Annotated in this window: 16 protein-coding genes and 1 other annotated feature; of the genes, 11 read left to right on the top strand and 5 right to left on the bottom strand. The window is 45.5% G+C overall.

Annotated elements, in window-relative coordinates:
- Nucleotides 1-12: 12 nt before the first annotated feature.
- Entirely contained in the window at nucleotides 13-1,356 is a 1,344-nt protein-coding gene (locus CGZ90_RS09710) for a cytochrome ubiquinol oxidase subunit I (protein WP_094252248.1), read from the bottom strand.
- Between the two features lie 141 nt (nucleotides 1,357-1,497).
- Here CGZ90_RS09710 and CGZ90_RS09705 point away from each other — a divergent pair, with 141 nt between their 5' ends.
- On the top strand, nucleotides 1,498-2,073 hold the full coding sequence (locus CGZ90_RS09705) for a TVP38/TMEM64 family protein (protein WP_094252246.1): 576 nt from the start codon (nucleotides 1,498-1,500) through the stop codon (nucleotides 2,071-2,073).
- A 108-nt stretch (nucleotides 2,074-2,181) separates the two neighbouring features.
- Here CGZ90_RS09705 and CGZ90_RS09700 read toward each other — a convergent pair whose 3' ends face one another.
- Nucleotides 2,182-3,522, bottom strand: a complete 1,341-nt coding sequence (locus tag CGZ90_RS09700) for a S8 family serine peptidase (RefSeq protein WP_165766826.1) — start codon at nucleotides 3,520-3,522, stop codon at nucleotides 2,182-2,184.
- Between the two features lie 245 nt (nucleotides 3,523-3,767).
- Here CGZ90_RS09700 and CGZ90_RS09695 point away from each other — a divergent pair, with 245 nt between their 5' ends.
- Nucleotides 3,768-4,241, top strand: a complete 474-nt coding sequence (locus CGZ90_RS09695; protein WP_379675175.1) for a dUTP diphosphatase — start codon at nucleotides 3,768-3,770, stop codon at nucleotides 4,239-4,241.
- An 81-nt stretch (nucleotides 4,242-4,322) separates the two neighbouring features.
- On the opposite strand, the gene sspI is transcribed toward CGZ90_RS09695, so the two are convergent.
- Nucleotides 4,323-4,532: a small acid-soluble spore protein SspI gene (gene sspI, locus CGZ90_RS09690; RefSeq protein ID WP_094252244.1), complete on the bottom strand. Its 210-nt coding sequence runs from the start codon at nucleotides 4,530-4,532 to the stop codon at nucleotides 4,323-4,325.
- Nucleotides 4,533-4,660: 128 nt separating this feature from the next.
- Here sspI and CGZ90_RS09685 point away from each other — a divergent pair, with 128 nt between their 5' ends.
- From CGZ90_RS09685 to pheT, 3 genes are all read left to right on the top strand, one after another.
- A complete protein-coding gene (locus tag CGZ90_RS09685; RefSeq protein ID WP_094252243.1) occupies nucleotides 4,661-5,428 on the top strand; it encodes a TrmH family RNA methyltransferase in 768 nt (255 codons plus the stop codon).
- 73 nt (nucleotides 5,429-5,501) lie between these two features.
- Nucleotides 5,502-5,723 (top strand) — a binding site (T-box leader).
- 63 nt (nucleotides 5,724-5,786) lie between these two features.
- Entirely contained in the window at nucleotides 5,787-6,821 is a 1,035-nt protein-coding gene (gene pheS, locus CGZ90_RS09680) for a phenylalanine--tRNA ligase subunit alpha (RefSeq protein ID WP_094252242.1), read from the top strand.
- A gap of 12 nt (nucleotides 6,822-6,833) precedes the next feature.
- Nucleotides 6,834-9,257: a phenylalanine--tRNA ligase subunit beta gene (pheT, locus tag CGZ90_RS09675; RefSeq protein WP_094252241.1), complete on the top strand. Its 2,424-nt coding sequence runs from the start codon at nucleotides 6,834-6,836 to the stop codon at nucleotides 9,255-9,257.
- A 728-nt stretch (nucleotides 9,258-9,985) separates the two neighbouring features.
- Here the strand turns inward: pheT and rnhC are convergent.
- Nucleotides 9,986-10,930, bottom strand: coding sequence for a ribonuclease HIII (rnhC, locus tag CGZ90_RS09670; protein ID WP_094252240.1), 945 nt, complete (start codon nucleotides 10,928-10,930; stop codon nucleotides 9,986-9,988).
- Between the two features lie 149 nt (nucleotides 10,931-11,079).
- Between rnhC and zapA the strand changes: the two genes are divergently transcribed.
- The 5 genes from zapA (at nucleotide 11,080) to CGZ90_RS09645 (ending at nucleotide 16,492) form a co-directional block, all read left to right on the top strand.
- Nucleotides 11,080-11,343, top strand: a complete 264-nt coding sequence (gene zapA, locus CGZ90_RS09665) for a cell division protein ZapA (protein ID WP_094252238.1) — start codon at nucleotides 11,080-11,082, stop codon at nucleotides 11,341-11,343.
- A gap of 2 nt (nucleotides 11,344-11,345) precedes the next feature.
- Nucleotides 11,346-11,885 (top strand): CvpA family protein, encoded by a 540-nt coding sequence (locus tag CGZ90_RS09660; RefSeq protein ID WP_094252236.1) that lies wholly within the window; start codon nucleotides 11,346-11,348, stop codon nucleotides 11,883-11,885.
- A 62-nt stretch (nucleotides 11,886-11,947) separates the two neighbouring features.
- The gene (gene polX / locus CGZ90_RS09655) at nucleotides 11,948-13,663 is read left to right on the top strand and encodes a DNA polymerase/3'-5' exonuclease PolX (RefSeq protein WP_094252234.1); all 1,716 of its coding nucleotides are present in this window, start codon (nucleotides 11,948-11,950) and stop codon (nucleotides 13,661-13,663) included.
- Between the two features lie 29 nt (nucleotides 13,664-13,692).
- Nucleotides 13,693-16,050 carry an endonuclease MutS2 gene (locus CGZ90_RS09650; RefSeq protein WP_094252232.1) on the top strand — a complete coding sequence of 786 codons (2,358 nt, stop codon included), beginning with the start codon at nucleotides 13,693-13,695 and terminating at the stop codon, nucleotides 16,048-16,050.
- A 37-nt stretch (nucleotides 16,051-16,087) separates the two neighbouring features.
- A complete protein-coding gene (locus CGZ90_RS09645; protein ID WP_094252230.1) occupies nucleotides 16,088-16,492 on the top strand; it encodes a DUF350 domain-containing protein in 405 nt (134 codons plus the stop codon).
- A 196-nt stretch (nucleotides 16,493-16,688) separates the two neighbouring features.
- On the opposite strand, the gene CGZ90_RS20730 is transcribed toward CGZ90_RS09645, so the two are convergent.
- Nucleotides 16,689-16,847: a DUF6254 family protein gene (locus CGZ90_RS20730; protein ID WP_165766825.1), complete on the bottom strand. Its 159-nt coding sequence runs from the start codon at nucleotides 16,845-16,847 to the stop codon at nucleotides 16,689-16,691.
- 232 nt (nucleotides 16,848-17,079) lie between these two features.
- Here CGZ90_RS20730 and CGZ90_RS09640 point away from each other — a divergent pair, with 232 nt between their 5' ends.
- Nucleotides 17,080-18,777 carry an AMP-binding protein gene (locus CGZ90_RS09640; RefSeq protein ID WP_094252228.1) on the top strand — a complete coding sequence of 566 codons (1,698 nt, stop codon included), beginning with the start codon at nucleotides 17,080-17,082 and terminating at the stop codon, nucleotides 18,775-18,777.
- The last annotated feature ends 51 nt before the right edge of the window (nucleotides 18,778-18,828 follow it).

Genomic DNA, 18,828 nt, shown 5'->3' with positions numbered 1-18,828 from the left:
GCTGCCTCCTTTCTAATAAGAACTTAGCTTCTCCAGGTCCTTTGATACCGGGTTCCGCTTAAAATACGCTTTAAGAATCAATATGGTAAGGATGCCTAAAGTAATATACAAAAGGAGAAATAGTGCAAAAAGCGGACCAAGATCGGAAGCTTTAGTGGCTGCTTCCCCAGTTGTCTGAACCCTGTAAATGGTCCACGGCTGTCTCCCGCTGCAGCTGAATACCCAGCCAAACTCTATGCACAGCATAGAGAGCGGTCCCGAAAACACAAGTGTCCACAGCATCCATTTCGGAAAGCGGCTCCCTTTTTTACGGACAAAAAACCACCAATACAGCAGGACGGCACCTGCAACTGCAAGCAGCAGGCTTCCGATCCCGACCATCAGGTTAAACAAGGTGTGCACGTAAAAAGGAGGCCAAGTTTCACGAGGGAACTCATAAAGCCCCTTTACTTCTGTATCAAAAGTACCGCCAGCAAGCCAGCTGAGAAGCCAAGGGATCTCGATGCCGTACTTGACTTCCTCTGTTTCAGGGTCTGTATAGCCGCCGATTGCGAGCGGTGCGTACGTGGTAGTCTCGAACAGCCCTTCTGCAGCTGCAAGCTTCTCAGGTGAGTATTCATGCAGGATTTGAGCTGAATGATGACCAGTTATGCTCGACAGGAAACTCATAGAAAAAGCGACCATAAGAGAAAGCAGAAGTCCTTTCCGGTGATAAGCTGCTTCATCCTCACTCTGCTTTTTCATCAGCTTAAAAGCTGCGACAGATGCAACAGCAAACGCGCCTGTCATGTAGGCGGTTATGGCAACATGCATTGCTGATGATACAAAACTTGGATTGAAGAATGCATCCCACGGTCTCACATCGTAAATGGTTCCATCAGGTTTGATCTTAAAGCCATCCGGTGTATTCATCCAAGTGTTGACTGCAGTAATAAGGATGGCAGATGCCACAGCACCAAAGGCTACGAAAATAACGGTTATAATCCGGAAATAGCGAGGAAGCCGGTCAGCTGCATACACATAGATGGACATGAAAAGTGCTTCAATGAAAAAGGCGAAGATTTCGATTTGAAACGGCAGAGAGATTACTTTTCCGACGATCTCCATAAAACCTGGCCAAAGAAGGGAAAGCTGCACTCCAACAATCGTACCGGAGGGGATAGCGACTCCAAGAAGAACAGCAAATGCTTTTGTCCATCTTTTTGCCATAATGGAATAATGTTTGTCTTTTTTAGTAAGATGAAGGATTTCAGCGATGACAATCATCAATGGCAGACCGACCCCAAGAGTAGCAAAAATAATGTGAAAACCGAGAGATGTCCCGAAAAAAGATCGTGCTAATATGACAGTATCCATATGTATCCTCCAGCATGGCAGCGTTTTGCTGTATTGTTAACCTATGTATAACTTGTCAAAAGAAGGTATTTATTATTCGTTTTATTTTGCATATACTGCCCGTCTGCTGTCATAAAATCACGTAAAGGGGTGAGTGATTTGATGCATGAAGCGATGGACAGCATCATGCATGCTGTCAAGTGGAGCGGAGTTTTTGCTCCGGCAGTTTTTATACTTATTCAGGCATTTCGCCAGTTCTTCTTCATCCCGGTGGGAGTTCTCTGTCTTGCAGGGGGATTGGTTTTCGGCGCAGCCCAAGGGACGCTTTATTCCATCATAGGAATCAGCTTATCGAGCCTGTTATTCTATATCATGCTGCAATGCCTGCCTGCGTGGCTGAAGAAAGTAAGAACTCTCAGGGTAAAGTGGGTAGGAAAGCAGGTGCCTTTTTCGGTAAGCCAGATTGCTATATTAAAGCTGGTGCCGTTCGTGCATTTTCACTTACTGTCGTTATGTTTGTTCGAGATGACGGGGAATGTTAAGGAATATACGAAAGTGAGTATATTGTCCAACATCCCGCTTGCTGTCCTTTATTCTTCGATGGGCACGGTTATCGCTTCTTTATCGGTATTGACCGCTGCAGCATTGCTCATATTTCTCGCCGTCTTGTTCTATATGGTCCGAAAAAAAGAGTGGGTCATGAAGTGGGAAGAATTCTTTGAAAAGGAAGCTGCCTAAGAAGTAAGCAGGAGGAAAAAGATAAAGGGGGGTCCGGTACCCTCTTAGGAACACCGCCTATTGGCAGTGTTCCTAAGAGCATGGTACCGGACCCCCTGTTTGCTTCTTTTATTTAACTGAGAGGACAGCTTTATAGGCGTTTACATAGCCAGAGCCTGTTTCGTGATACTCGTATCCCGCCATCGGGTCTGCTGTGCTCTGCAAGGATTGTAATACTTGATCAGGAGTCAGTGAGCTGTTAGCTTCAAGCATCAGAGCGGCTACGCCTGAGATATGAGGAGTCGCCATGCTTGTCCCGCTTGCTGTCGTATAATACGGAAGATGCTCAGGTGCAATATAGTCTGCGTCTGAGACGGTTCCAAGTGCATTCATCACTAGACCTGTCTTAGACTTTGTCGACACGATATCCTGTCCTGGGGCTGTGATATCAGGATGCAGAAGAGGATCTCCCTTTACACCACGCGATGAGAAATCTGCGAGCTGTCTATCTTTTGTGCCTGCAGCGACCGAGATAACCCATGGTGCAGCAGAATAGGGGTTAAGGGTGTTGTCATCGGGTCCTTCGTTGCCTGCCGCGAATGTGACGACCATGCCGGCGTCGTGAGCTGTTTTTGAGGCCACATTAATCGGGTCTTTAGCGGAATACTCACCCGTTGTCCCCCATGAATTGCTGATTACATCGATGCCGTACTTATCCTGATTTTCGATGGCGTAATCGAATGCTTCCAGCGCCCAAAAGATATTGATCCCCTCGCCTGTGCTTAGACCGACGAGCTTCGCATCAGGAGCCACGCCTTTATAAAGTCCGTCACTGGACGTGCCGAGTCCTGCAATAGTCCCTGCTACATGTGTTCCGTGGCCGGAGGAGGTATCTGTATTCTGGACGTTTTCGAGGAACAGCGCATCAGAAGAAGATTCCGAGAAAATTGAAGAGCCGACAAGGAACTTGACGTTTTGGATGACCTTTTCTCCGAATGGAAGGTCAGTATGTGTCGCATCAATCCCGGAATCTATAACAGCCACAGTCGTTCCTTTGCCAGTATAGCCAAGTTCATTCCAGACTCTTTCGGCACCGATCAAAGCGCGGGTATCCTTCATCTTATATTGAAGATCTTTGTTTAAGTATATGGACTCCGCTCCAAGAGACGCTCCAAGTAAAGAAAGTATCTCCAGTTTTGTTCCTCTGACGGCGGCCATTGGAAGCTCATCAAATGTTTTTGTTTGAACGCCCAGTTCTTTCAGCTGTGATATGTTCTGCAAAGATGGCATTGATGGATAGGTGACAACTGCCTCGATAGTATTGGTGTCTCCCACCTTTGATAAAACGGATTGTAAAGCTGGGTCTACTTCAAGTGTTGAGGCGGCAGAAGCTTGCTGTCCGGGCGGAGCGCCGGCAATAATTGAAGATGCAATAGTAAAAGCAAGTACAGCTGACCAAATTTTTTTCATAATCATTCCCCTTCGCTGAAAATTCTGACTTTTTATTAGTGTAAAGAATAAAAACGCTGTTGAATATCAAGCGATAGGAGTATTTTAACGAGTGAATAGTCTATAGGGTGATGACGTAAAGGCGTATAACCATACAACTTTTGTTATAGCGCAGATAAGCTGGTGATCCCGCAAATGCTGGACTGGTTTTGTTATAATACGGAGGAAAGGATGTGGGAGAAGTGGATGTAAAAAAACTGCTGTACATGCAGCGTCAACTAAACGAGCGGATCGTAAGGGAACATACATTGAACAATGAGGAACTTTATAATAAAAGGCTGCTCGCTTTCTTAGTGGAGCTAGGTGAACTTGCAAATGAGACAAGAAGTTTTAAATATTGGAGTACAAAAGGGCCTTCACCGGATGAAGTGATTCTTGAAGAATATGTGGATGGACTTCATTTTGTCCTTTCCATCTGCCTCGATCTGGGGGCAGAAGAGCTGCAGGTCCCCTTGGAAAAACTTGAACAAGAGGATAGTGACAGTATAACAAGTCGGTTTATCACGCTTTGCCGGCAAGCGTCCTCTCTGGCAGACGACCGTAAACGTGAAAGAGTGATGCTGCTGTTTGAAGAATATTTACTGCTTGGACAGGCTCTCGGGTTTACATTCAGCCAGATTGAAGAAGGGTATTTAAAGAAAAACGAAGTGAACCACACAAGGCAGGACAGCGGTTATTAAATAAAAGATGGGGTCCGGTACCCTTTTCGTACAGGAAGCTGTTTGCCGCCTGTTTTCGAAAAGGGTACCGGACCCCGTGTCTTATTCCTTCAGCCCGTCAGACATGATTCCGAGCATTTCATCTTTTTTCTTTTCGTCTGCATTATTCCAAAGGACTTCGAAAAGAACGCCAAGTCCAGGAAGCATTTTTTCTTCCCCGCTTTGAATGGCGTCGACGATGGTATCTTGAAGCTGCTGTTTATCGTTGCCTGATACGTTATGAAGTACTGCTTTTCTCAAATTAAGATCCATTTCATTCACTCCTCGAATATCGTTACACTTTAAGATGTGCTATCCTTTATTTTTTAATACCGTCTCTTGGTTTATGCACCATTTTGCAGATATAATAAGAAAAGCATGAAAAAGGAGTAACGATAATAATGAAACGAATTGAATCAGACTCAAATCCTTCCGTAAAACAGTGGAAAAAACTGCTGACTAAAAAGGAACGAGAAAAGACCGGCACATTTTTAATAGAGGGACCTCATCTAGTGGAAGAAGCCCTTTCTTATAACGCAGACATTCATCACCTGATCATTGAAGAAAACTTTCAGATCCCAGGCAGCTGGGACAAAGGCCGCATTCCTGTCTGGCAAGTGACAGAAAAAATCATGAAGTCATTAAGCGAGACAGAAAAGCCTCAAGGTGTTATGGCTGTCTGTGGAATGGCAGACAGTGATTCGGTCGTTTTTGCACCGGGAAAAAAGTTTGTTTTGATCGATGGCGTTCAGGACCCAGGCAACCTCGGGACAATAATACGCACAGCAGACAGCGCGGGTGTGGATGCTGTTATTTTAGGCGAAGGTACAGTAGATGTTTATAACGGAAAAGTAATGCGCTCTGCACAAGGATCTGTCTTTCACTTGCCTGTTGTGAAGATGGACCTTAAAGAGGCAGTTGAAGGGTGCAAAAATAACGGCATTACTCTTTATGCAACTTCGTTAAAAGAAGCTTCAGACATGAGAGAAGCAAGCCCGAATCATGGTTTTGCCCTTTTGGTCGGGAATGAAGGAAGCGGTGTAAAAGAAGAGTGGCTGAAAGCGGCAGACGAAAAGCTGATCATCCCTATTTTCGGCAAAGCGGAGTCGCTGAACGTTGCGGTTGCGACAGGGATTCTTTTATATGAGCTGCAGAGAACTCGAAAATAACGAGGGAAATTCTCTTATAGCGTTGCATTTGACAAATATATTCATATATAATAAATACGCAAATAAATATTGTAAACAAGCTGAGATGGAGAGCAGTACACAGCCTGCATAAGCCAATACAGGGATGAGATGCCATGACTGGAAGCATTTCTTTGGCCGAGCTGTCGAATTCACTCCTGAGCTGATGCCTGAACTCATAGTAGGGCAGACCGGCTGAACGCCGTTAACGCATGAAAGTGAACAGTGAATGCTTAGCTGTTAATTTGGGTGGTACCGCGATATCCTCGTCCCTTAGCCGGACGGGGATTTTTTATGTTCTTCGCCAGATAACAGCAGCGCCAAAAGGAGGATTTTACAGATGAAAGACCGGTTAGAGGCTTTAAAGGTTGAGGCACTTGAAAAGATCAGTGCGGCAGCAGACTTAAAAGAGCTGCAGAACATTAAAGTAGCCTATCTAGGAAAAAAAGGACCCATCACAGAGGTTCTGAAAGGAATGGGCAAGCTTTCAGCAGAAGAGAGGCCTGTTGTAGGCGCTTTTGCCAATGAAGTGAGAGATGGAATCCAGCAGGGACTTGATGCAAAAAGTACACAGCTGGAAGAAGCTGAGATCAGCAAGCGTCTTGCCGAGGAAACGATCGATGTGTCACTTCCTGGACGCCCAGCGAAGAAGGGAAGCGCTCATCCGCTGACAAGTGTTGTTGAAGAAATCGAGGATCTGTTCTTAAGTATGGGCTTCACCATTGCAGAAGGACCAGAGGTAGAAACGGACTTTTATAACTTTGAAGCACTAAACCTGCCGAAAGACCATCCGGCAAGGGATATGCAGGATTCTTTCTTCATCACCGAGGAATTTTTGCTCCGCACACAGACTTCTCCAGTCCAGGCAAGAACGATGGAAAAGCATGAAGGACAAGGACCGGTCAAGATCATCTCGCCGGGGAAAGTTTACAGACGCGATAACGATGACGCGACACACTCTCACCAGTTCATGCAGATCGAAGGACTTGTCGTTGACAAAAACGTCCGCCTCAGCGATTTGAAAGGTGTTCTTGAAACCTTTGCGAAAAAGATGTTCGGCGAGGAACGTAAAATCCGCCTTCGTCCTAGCTTTTTCCCGTTCACTGAACCGTCAGTAGAGATGGACATCTCATGTTTCAAATGCAGCGGAAAAGGCTGCTCGATCTGTAAACATACTGGCTGGATCGAGATTCTAGGCGCAGGAATGGTCCATCCAAACGTGCTCGAGATGGCAGGCTTTGATTCAAAAGAATATACAGGCTTTGCGTTCGGGATGGGTCCAGAACGAATAGCGATGCTTAAGTATGGAATAGATGATATCCGTCATTTTTATGCGAACGATATCCGGTTTTTAAAGCAGTTCAGAAATGTTTAAGGAGGGTGCAGCATGCTGTTATCGTATAATTGGCTGAAAGATTATGTAAACGTGACGGTATCTCCATCAGAACTTGGAGATAAGATCACAAAGAGCGGAATAGAAGTGGAAATCGTTGAAAACTTGAATAAAGGCGTTTCAGGTGTGATTGTCGGACATGTGAAAGAATGTGTCCAGCATCCTAATGCAGATAAGCTAAGAGTGTGCCAGGTAGACATCGGTGCTGGTGAGTTGTCTCAAATTGTCTGCGGCGCACCAAATGTAGCCGCTGGCCAAAAAGTGGCTGTTGCTGCACCAGGAGCCGTACTGCCGGGTAATTTCAAAATCAAAAAAGCAAAGCTTCGCGGTGAAGAATCCAACGGAATGATCTGCTCGCTGCAAGAACTCGGTGTTGAGACAAAGCTTGTGCCAAAAGAGTATCAGAGCGGTATATTCGTGATGCCTTCGGATGCAGTGCCTGGATCAGATGCGCTTGAATACTTAAATTTACATGACCATGTACTTGAGTTGGGGCTGACGCCAAACCGCGCTGACTGCCTTAACATGATCGGCATCGCTTATGAAGTGGCTGCAATCCTGCAGGAAGACATCAAGATTCCTGAAGTTTCTTACACAGTAAGTGAAAAAAGCGCTGCAGATTTTGTTTCAGTAAACATTGAAAGCAAAGAAGATAACCCGTATTATGCAGCTTACGTTATCGAGAATGTAACGGTTGCACCGTCTCCTCTCTGGATGCAGAACAGGCTGATGGCAGCAGGAATTCGCCCGATCAACAACGTGGTTGATATTACGAACTATGTGCTGCTAGAATACGGCCAGCCATTGCATGCGTTCGATTATGACCGTTTTGATTCAAAAGAAGTTCTTATCCGCAGAGCGCATGAAGGGGAGACCATTAAAACTCTTGATGAACAGACACGCACGTTAAAGGACACGCATCTTGTGATCACAAACGGCACTGTGCCTGTTGCGGTTGCAGGAGTGATGGGCGGGGCGGATTCAGAAGTGCAGGATGATACGAAAACAATCTTGCTTGAGGCCGCTTATTTTGACGGCAAACGTGTACGTGCCGCTTCAAAAGATCTTGGCCTTCGAAGCGAAGCGAGCAGCCGATATGAGAAAGGAATCGACCGCAACCGTGTCGTTCAGGCAGCTGAGCGGGCAGTTGCGTTAATGTCCCAATATGCTGGCGGAACACCAGCTGGCGGAAAAGCCGAAGCAGGAGAAAAAACTGCTCCGCTGTACCATGTCAGTGTCACTTTGGAACGCATCAACAAATTGCTCGGAACGGCTATTACAACTGAGGAAACATGCAAGATTTTCAGCAGGCTTGGATTTGAGTACGAGGAGAATGGCGGAACATTCACTGTGACCGTTCCGTCAAGACGGCCAGATATCACGATCGACGCTGATCTCGTGGAAGAAGTCGGCCGAATTTATGGATATGACCGCATTCCAACAACATTTCTTATGTCAGAAGCGCGTCCTGGCGGTTTAACTCCTCTCCAGTCAGGCCGCCGAAAGATTCGTGCTTACATGGAAGGTGCAGGGCTTTATCAAGCGATCACCTATTCTTTAACGACGCTTGAAAAATCAACAGGATTTTCAATGAATAAAGAAGAGGTTTATCCAGTTTCTGTTGCTCATCCGATGAGCGAGGAACGCAGTACGCTTCGAATGACGCTGATTCCACAGCTGCTAGAGGTTATCCAATACAATCAAAACCGGAACATGACAGATGTGGCAGTTTATGAAACGGGCTCTGTCTATATCAATAAACAGGAATCTTTAACCGTCCTGCCAGAAGAAAAACTATTTTTGTCCGGTGCGATGACTGGAGTTTACCAGGAACATTTGTGGCAGGGCGAGAAAAAGAAAACAGACTTTTATCTTGTAAAAGGAATCTTAGAGGGTCTGTTTGAAGAGCTAGGGCTCGAAAGCAGAATTACCTATGAGCAGGAAACTGTCGATGGGATGCATCCTGGAAGGACTGCCGCAGTAAAGCTGGACGGAATCGTGATCGGTTTTGTTGGACAGATTCATCCTGCAGTGCAAAAAGAGAGAGATCTGGCAGAAACTTTTGTGTTTGAATTAAACGCGACGGCACTGCTGACAGCAGAAACAGAACAGATGGTGTATCAGTCTCTGCCGCGCTATCCATCTATCACAAGAGATATTGCTCTTTTAGTAGATGAGAAAATGCCGGCGGGAGACTTGTATACAGTAATCCAGGAGTCAGGCGGAGCTTTGCTGAAGGAAGTCACGCTGTTTGACCTGTATCAAGGTGACAGAATGGAAGAAGGAAAGAAATCACTCGCCTTCTCGCTTAAATTCTTCGATCCAGAACGTACGCTTACAGACGAAGAAGTGACGAAAAGCTATGAGCGCGTTCTCAAGAGCCTTGAAGAAAGATTCGGCGCTGAGCTAAGGAAATAGTCTAAAGTAAATCCAACTGCTATCAGCGAGGGATTGAAAAAGTTGTTTATCACAAGTTTGGTGCGGTGATCTCCGCTCCAGGGTGCTGAGCTTTCCGCGGGGCGTGCGGTGAGCCCCTTTGCCGCTGCGCGACCTAAAGGGTCTCACCTTCCCGCTCGTCCCGCTGGACAAGGAAGGCTCCGGCAGCGATATATCGCACGAGGAAAATGTGTAGTTCATTTTCGAGGAGTCTCGCACCCTTCCGCTCCAATCACAACAAATTCTGCTTGCAAATGAATAGAATCCAAGAACAAAAAAGGGTAAAACCAACTCGTGTTGCCGAGGCGGTTTTACCCTTTCTTATGTATAATAAAGCATTAAATACTCGTCGGTGATTTAAAGGAATCAAAAAGGACATCGCATTCCCTTGAACATCTTGAATCCATCATTGATAAGGTTGATCGGAGTGTAAGGTGCCGACTCCGGCGGGATGAGTGAGAAGGTGAGACCTTCCAATGGCGCGTGCGACGGAAGGGCTCACTTGTCCAGCAGAGAACAGCTAGCCACTCGAGGTCAAAAGTTCAAGAGTCCAATAAGTCAAAGAGCGACTTACCGGCCTCTTGCCCTTTTGCTTGTCGTGGCTGAGCGAGCCGTTTCTGCTTTTCGCTATCACCCCGCGGAAAGCGTGCACTTGAAACGGAGATCAACCTCTTCTCTGATTTCTAATAGCAGCAGTGTGTATTGTTGCATCAGCCTTTTTTCTTCTGAAGAAGAGCCTGTGCTTTTTTAGTATTGGCGAAGTGGGTTTTGGCTAGATTGTTTAATACAGCCGAACCGTGCTTTTGTAGCAGTTCTGCTGCTTTTACGTCGACCAATGCACCAGCGCCTTTAGGCAGCACCGTATTGATAGAAGCTCCAAGCTTATCCATCTCTTTTAAAAAGCTGTACCGTGCCAAAATGGAAGCAGCGGCTACAGCAAGATGGACAGACTCGCCTTTTGTAGAAAAGTAAATTTTGTCCCTGAGCTGATCTCGTTCGTTTCTTATATGAGAAAAATAGATATCTGGCTCACAAAACTGGTCAATGAGGATGCCGTCATAAGCTCCCCCTTCTAGCTTGTTCAACACGTTTTGGAGTGCTCTGTTATGGAGAATCGCCTTCATTTTGCCTTGAGTCATGCCTTTGCTTTGCATTTGATTGTATTTATCATTATGCAGAATAAGAAGGCTGTATGGGATGCTATGTATTAGATCCTTAGCAATGGCGATGATCTGCTTGTCGTTCAGGTTTTTAGAATCCTTCACGCCTATTTCTTTTAAAAGTGCGAATTGGTCTGGGTGGACAAAGGCAGCAGCGACAGTTATCGGTCCAAAATAATCGCCCGTGCCTACTTCATCGCTTCCAATGATCGCCAGATCGGCAATGTTTGATGGCGGAGCGAATCGGTGAGGTTTTTTCGGAGCGGACGATTTTTTAGCTGCAGGTGATGCTGTGCCGTCCCATTTAACTGCTTCAGCTTCTGCATTTTTCCCTTGAAAAAGTACTTTTCCCGATTTGTAGGCGGTAATCGTGCAGCCTGGAATCTTTGCTGAAAAAACGCTTCCAGCCGGAGCGGTAGGGGTGAGCGAAGACTTAAGCGAAAGTTCCATTTTTTTAATGGTGTCCACAGACATCATTTTTACAACATGTGACATGATTCGTTCCTCCTGGCTTAGTTCCATATTTTTCTTTTTTTAAGAAAATGATCATAACAAATATTTTCAAGATAGCGCAGTTTTTGATAAGATAGGAAATAGGTTTCCCTGACCAATAAAGGGCAGGAAAAAGATTGGAGGTTTTTTACGTGGCGGAAGATAAAAAGAAAACCCGTACCACGGTCGAGATTTACGGGCACCCTTATACGATATCAGGGACCGAAACTTCCACTCACATACGCCTGGTGGCTCACAAGGTTGATGAGAAAATGCGGGAAATTCAGATGCATAACCGTTTTCTCGACACAAAACAAATCGCTGTACTGGCAGCCGTCAATACAATGAACGAATACTTAAAGATTAAAGAAGAGCTAAAAAAATTGCAACAGCACTTAAGAAATGAGGAAGATTGAAGATGCTTGATATCATTTTGCTATTTTTGTTAGCAGCAGGATTCCTGATTGGCCTCAAGCGCGGGCTGATTATGCAGATTGTGCACCTCGCTGGATTTATTGCCGCTTATATTGTTGCATATCTTTATTATGATGACTTAACTCCTCATGTGAAGCTTTGGGTGCCTTATCCCTCTCCTTCTGGCGACAGCCCGGTAGGCCTCCTGCTTAGCTCTATTCCGCTTGAGGATGCATATTACCGCGCTATCGCATTCGCTATTTTATTTTTTGCGACTAAAATCATCCTTCAAATATTTGGCTCTATGCTCGATTTTCTTGCCCGGCTTCCGCTGCTTAACTCAGCAAATCGGATTCTCGGGGGCTTTTTCGGGTTCGTCGAGGTGTATTTGATTGCATTTATACTTTTGTTTATCGCATCTCTAGTGCCTGCGGAAAACATTCAGGCATATTATAAAGATTCATGGCTGGCGCAGGGAATGGTAGAGAACACTCCTGTCTTTTCGGAAGCTGTAAAAGATTTGTGGATGAAGAATAACACGTAAACTTCTCCTTTAAGGAGAGGTTTTTCTTCATTATTAAGAAAATGCGAGCGGAGGTGTATTGTATGGTCAATAAAAAGCAGGTCGTTAAAACATTGGAATGGATCGCCCTCTATTTAGAGATAAAAGGGGAGAACAGTTTCAAGGTATCCGCCTATCGCAAAGCGGCTAATGCTCTCGAGTCTGATGACCGCCCCATGCATGAAATTGATGATCCATCAAAGATCAGCGGCATCGGAAAAGGTACTGCACAGGTGATTACGGAAATGACTGATACCGGGAAATCCACACTGCTCGAGGAGCTGCAATCTTCTCTGCCAGAAGGTTTATTTACGTTGCTGGATGTGCCGAACCTAGGCGGAAAAAAGATCGCCAAGCTATACAGCGAGCTAGGTGTTACTGATATCGACAGCTTGAAAGAAGCATGTGAAAAAGGGGATGTACGCAAGCTGGCCGGTTTCGGAGCAAAAACGGAAGAAAAAATATTAAAATCGCTCGAAAGCATCGGAAAGCGGCCTGACCGTCTTCCGATCGCTTATATGCTTCCAGTAGCAGAAAGCATTGAACAACAGCTCTCTCAAATAAAGGTGATTGAAAAATACTCAAGAGCAGGCAGCCTGCGAAGAGCAAGCGAAACAATTAAAGACCTTGATTTTATCGTTTCTACGAACTCTCCGGAAAAAGTGAAAGAACAGCTCATTGCGCTTCCGGACATAACGGAAATCATCGCACAAGGTCCTACAAAAGTCTCGGTAGTGATTGAAAGGGACTTGTCCATCTCTGTTGATTTCCGCCTTGTAAAACCGGAGGAATTTGCGACTACTCTTCATCATTTTACAGGGTCGATGGAGCATAACGTGAAGATGAGGCAGCTAGCCAAAGAACGCGGTGAAAAAATCAGCGAGTATGGTGTTGAGGTTCTTGAAACAGGGGAAATGCTGACTTTTGAAACAGAAGAAGAATTTTATAAACATTTTGGACTCGAATGGATTCCGCCTGAAATCCGTGATGGAACGGAAGAAATCAGCTCGTTCAGAGAGCCGCATATATTAATAGAAAACGATGACATAAAAGGTGATCTTCATATGCACTCCACATGGAGCGACGGTGCACACTCTATCGAAGAAATGGCTCAGGAAGCAATAAGCAGGGGCTATGAATACATCGCGATCACAGACCACTCTCAATACTTAAAAGTCGCAAACGGACTGACAGCGGAAAGGCTGAGGATGCAGCGAAAAGAAATAGACCGGCTGAACAAAAAGTTTGATGGGTTTAAGATTTTGGCAGGCATTGAGATGGACATCCTTCCTGATGGCTCTTTGGATTTTGAAGATGACGTGCTCAAAGAACTTGACTTTGTTATCGCGAGCATACACAGCTCTTTTTCTCAGAGCAGAGAAAAGATTATGAGCAGGCTCGAGACAGCTCTCCGGAACAAACATGTGGATTTGATTGCACATCCTACCGGAAGGCTGATCGGGAGGCGTGATGGATATGATGCGGATGTGGAAGAACTGATCCGCATAGCCTCTGAAACGGGAACTGCTCTGGAACTTAACGCCAATCCGAACCGCTTGGATCTTGCATCACACTGGCTTAAGCTCGCTCAGGAAAATGGGGTAAAGCTGTCTATTAACACGGACGCTCATTATAAAGAAACAATGAAACATATGGAAATAGGTGTTTCAGCAGCACGGAGAGGCTGGGTGTCTCCAGACAGTGTACTGAACACAATGAATCTTTCTCAGCTGGAAAAGTACTTGCAGCGAAACAAGTAAACTTTTTCCTCAAAAAGGGGGAACTATGCATGCACGAAAAAGTTATCCGCGTGCTTGAACTGTCAAAAATACTAGATAAATTAAAAAAACACGCCAGTTGTTCACTGGGCGCCGGAAAAATAGAAAAATTAGCCCCTGCAATCACACTTGAAGAAGTTAACAGCCAGCAGGAAAGAACTGACGAAGGCGTAAAAGTCTTGAGGCTGAAAGGACAGGCGCCTCTTGGCGGAATAAGGGATATCCGTTCATCTGTGAAGCGCTCTGAGATCGGAGGCATGCTGAGTCCTGATGAACTGCTGGATATCGCTACGACTATACATGGCGGCAGAAGGTTCAAGCGGTTTGTAGAAGGAATGATAGAAGACGGGATAGAGCTTCCGGTACTAGACAGTATCGTTGAACTGATCGACCCTCTGCAGCAGCTGGAGCAGGAGATCACGCTGTGCATCGATGACAATGGAAGAGTTGCAGATGATGCCAGCGCTGCGCTAAAAACGGTCAGACAGCAGCTGCGGACTCTAGAATCTAGGGTGCGGGAGAAGCTCGAATCGTATATCCGATCATCGAGCTATCAGAAGATGCTTTCAGATGCCATTATCACGATCCGAAACGACCGTTTTGTCCTCCCTGTAAAACAAGAATACAGAGGAAGTTTCGGCGGTATGGTCCACGACCAGTCATCAAGCGGTGCTACGCTATTTATTGAGCCGCAGGCAATCGTTGCATTGAACAACCAGATCAGAGAAGAAAAAGCTAAAGAAGCGCGTGAGGTCGAACGTATCTTACGGGAACTTTCTGCGAGAACAGGAGAGCACGCACAAGAACTTTTGCTGAATGTCGAACAGCTTGCAGAAATCGATTTTATTTTTGCTAAAGCCAGGTTTGCCAATGAGCTGAAAGCTTCTCGTCCCATCATGAATGATAAAGGCTTGATTAAACTGCGGAGCGGAAGGCATCCATTGCTTGATCAAGAAACAGTCGTCCCGATCAGTGTAGAGCTTGGCGGCGATTTTCAGTCGCTTGTTATAACTGGTCCGAATACTGGAGGAAAAACCGTCACACTTAAAACGATCGGGCTGCTTTCGCTTATGGCTCAGTGCGGATTGCACATACCGGCAGAGGAAGAATCTGAGATGGCCGTTTTTGAAGCCATTTACGCAGATATTGGCGATGAACAGTCAATTGAACAGTCATTAAGTACATTTTCTTCGCACATGGTCAACATTGTAGAGATATTAAAGCATGTAAACCGTGAAAGCCTTGTACTTTTCGATGAATTAGGGGCAGGAACCGATCCGCAGGAAGGCGCAGCACTTGCCATCTCAATCCTTGACTATGCATTTGCGAGAGGAGCGAGAATTGTTGCGACAACTCATTACAGTGAGCTGAAAGCGTATGCTTACAACCGCGACGGGGTTATGAATGCCAGCGTGGAGTTTGACGTTCAGACACTAAGACCGACATACCGGCTTCTAGTCGGCGTACCTGGCAGGAGCAACGCATTTGAGATCTCCAGGAGGCTAGGCCTTGAACCAGCCATCATTGATTCAGCAAAAGCGCAGATATCAGATGAAGACAATCAGATCGATAACATGATCCGATCGCTTGAAGATAACCAAAAGCGTGCTGAAAAAGAGATGGCTGAAGCAAAGGAAATCCGGAAAGAATCGGAAAAACTCAAAGCCGATCTTGAGAATGAACTGCACAAATTAGAAGCCGAAAAGAGCAGATTGCTAGATAAAGCAAGAGAAGAAGCACAGCGATCCGTCGCAGAGGCACAGAGAACAGCAGAAGAAGTTATACGTGAATTAAGGGAGCTGCAAAAGGCCGGGGGTTCAGTGAAGGAGCATAAGCTCATAGAGGCAAAAAAACGTCTTGAGAAGGCTGTTCCTGAAAAGAAGAGCAATGCACAAGCTCAAAAGGCGAAAAAAGCGAACGCGGAATTTGTGCCTGGCGAAGAAGTGAAAGTTCTGACGTTCGGTCAAAAGGGGTTCATTATTGAAAAGGTAAGCAGTAAAGAATACCAAGTTCAGATCGGCATCATGAAGATGAACGTTGCAGCAACGGCACTTGAGAAAATTAAGCAGGAAAAAGCGAAACCTGAACCTCGTTCGTTCGTAAAAATGTCTGGAGGCGGTCAAACGGCTCGTCCAGAGCTGGACCTTCGCGGAAAACGGTTTGAGGATGCGATGATTGAGGTTGACCGATATCTGGATGAGGCTGTTATGGCAGGTTTTCATCAAGTTTCCATCATTCATGGAAAAGGTACGGGGGCGCTGCGGGGCGGAGTGCAGGATCTGCTTAAAAATCATCGGAGCGTCAAATCAACCCGGATGGGTGAAGCTGGTGAAGGCGGAAGCGGCGTTACAGTCGCAGTGCTTAAATAACAGCTTTTAAGACACAAATAGTGAAGGGAACCGGCCTATGGATTTCATGTCAAATCCGTTTGTTAAAACGGCGGCCAATTACAGTGTGGTCGTTTTATGTTTGATTTTATTTCTTGCCGTTTTTGAACTCGTTACCCGATATAAGAACTGGCATGAAATTAAAAAAGGAAATATGGCCGTTGCGATGGCAACCGGAGGAAAGATTTTCGGGATCGCGAATATTTTCAGATTTTCGATTATGCAGAATGATTCGCTCATGATGATGGTCGCATGGGGAATCTTTGGTTTTGTGCTGTTATTGGCAAGCTATTTTATTTTTGAGTTCTTAACTCCCCGGTTTCAAGTGGATGCGGAAATCGAGAAAGATAACCGAGCGGTCGGTTTTATTTCGATGGCGATCTCGATCGGCCTATCGTATGTCATCGGGGCTGGAATCGAATAGGAGCAGAGCATGGAAACGTTAATGAAGGTTCTTTTTGTATGCAGCGGTGTTTTTATTGCTGCAGGCATGGTTTATTTATTATTTTTCACTTAAAAGGCGAAAGGCACGTTTTAGGAAGGGAAAAAGAGATTATTCCGCTTCTGTCCGCGTGCCTTTCGTTTTTTACATTTTCGTTTTGTATAGAAAAGACAATCCTTTAATATTCAATTTCGTCATAGTCAGCTGGCTGCGCGTCAGGAGTCTGGTTTTTCACACCGTCCGTGAGCTCTTGAAAAGATTTAACTTTTCCATGAGGCTGCTGGTTTTCTTTCCTTGCGCGGTCTTCGCCTTCTCTTCTGCTTTTAGAATGTGTCATGTTTCATTCCTCCTTTCATATACATTAACATTCCTCCAACTTCGGTCATGATATTCATTTTTGGTATAGGCAGCATGAACTAAATAGGATGCAAAACTCGACAAAATATCTTAAAAACAAATTAATTTTTTAAATTTTTAAAAAAATATATTAAAATGAATGCGGTTTCAATATAATAGGGGAAAGAGAAGAGAATTTTTTAGGCAGTCGTGAATAGAAGGGAGAGATGAGGATGGAAAGACGCTGGCTTAACAGCTATCCAAACGAAGTTTCCAGTCATCTTGATTACGGCAGTAAACCTTTATTCGCGTATTTAAGTGAGGCAGCCGCACAAAAACCAGAAAAAACGGCGCTTCACTTCTTAGGCATGGAACTGAGCTACAAGGAGCTGTACGAACAATCGGTACAGTTCGCGAACGCACTTGCATCAATGGGCGTTTCAAAGGGCGACAGGGTGGCAGTAATGCTCCCAAACTGCCCGCAGGCGGTAATCGCATATTATGGCACATTGTTTTTAGGAGGGATAGTAGTCCAGACGAACCCGCTCTATACAGAACGGGAACTGAAGCATCAGCTGAGTGACAGCGGAGCAGAGACGATAATCTGCCTCGATCTTCTTTTCGGCAGAGTTTCTGCGGCAAGAGAGGTTTCCTCACTAAAAAATGTGATTGTCACTTCCATCAAGGATTACCTTCCTTTTCCAAAAAACCTGCTTTATCCGTTCGTGCAAAAAAGGCAAAACCCATCTGTTACTGTGGACATCACGTATGGCGGAGACGTGCATGCCTTTAAGCAAGTGTTGAAAAAGGGCGGTAAAACAGAGCCTCAAACTGAGATCGATATTGCGAAAGATCTGGCCCTGCTGCAATACACCGGCGGTACGACAGGACCGGCGAAAGGTGTTATGCTGACACACCGTAACCTTGTTGTTAACGCCAAACAATGCGGTGCTTGGCTTTACAGAACATCTGACGGAAAAGAAGTCGTTCTAGGCGCACTTCCATTCTTCCATGTGTATGGTATGACCGTCGTGATGAACTTCGGGATCATGACGAAGGCAAAGCTTGTCATTCTGCCGCGTTTTGATCCTGAACAAGTGCTTAAGACGATTCATAAGCATAAGCCGACTCTTTTTCCAGGGGCGCCGACGATGTATATCGCCTTGCTTAACCATCCCGACATAAAGAAATATGACCTATCATCGATTCAAGCCTGCATCAGCGGATCGGCTCCGCTGCCAGTGGAGGTTCAGGAAAAATTCCAGAGTGTTATTTCGGGATCGCTTGTAGAAGGATACGGTCTTACAGAAGCATCGCCGGTCACCCATGCAAACTTAATTTATGGCAAACAGATCAGAGGAAGTATCGGTTTGCCTTGGCCAGACACCGAGTGCGCTATCCTTTCAGCTGAGACAGGTGAGATGGCAGAGCCAGGAGAGATCGGCGAGCTTGCAGTAAAAGGGCCGCAAGTGATGCAGGGCTATTGGAATCAGCCTGAAGAAACAGCTGCTGTGCTTAGAGACGGCTGGCTGCTGACAGGTGACATGGGCTATATGGACGAAAACGGATATTTCTATATCGTGGACCGGAAAAAAGACCTTATCATCGCTGGAGGTTTTAACATTTATCCGCGTGAAGTTGAAGAAGTACTTTATGAACATCCAGCTGTTAAAGAAGCAGTAGTGATTGGGGTTCCAGATCCTTATCGTGGAGAAACCGTAAAAGCATATTTGGTGCTGAAAGAAGGAGCGTCATGCAAAGAAGAAGATCTCAACACCTTCTGTCGTGAACGGCTTGCCGCCTTTAAAGCTCCAAGACTGTATGAGTTCCGCAGTGAGCTGCCGAAAACGATGGTTGGCAAAATACTTCGGCGCGTGCTGGTCGAAGAAGAAAAAGAAAAACAGGCAGCCGAAGAAGTGAAGAAAGCATAAGAAATGACCCACTCGTTGCTTCATGGCACCGAGTGGGTTGTTTTTTTAAGC

Origin of the sequence: Fictibacillus aquaticus (assembly GCF_002245695.1) — a bacterium.
Classification (GTDB): domain Bacteria; phylum Bacillota; class Bacilli; order Bacillales; family Fictibacillaceae; genus Fictibacillus; species Fictibacillus aquaticus.
This window is presented reverse-complemented; position numbering and strand designations above follow the sequence as displayed.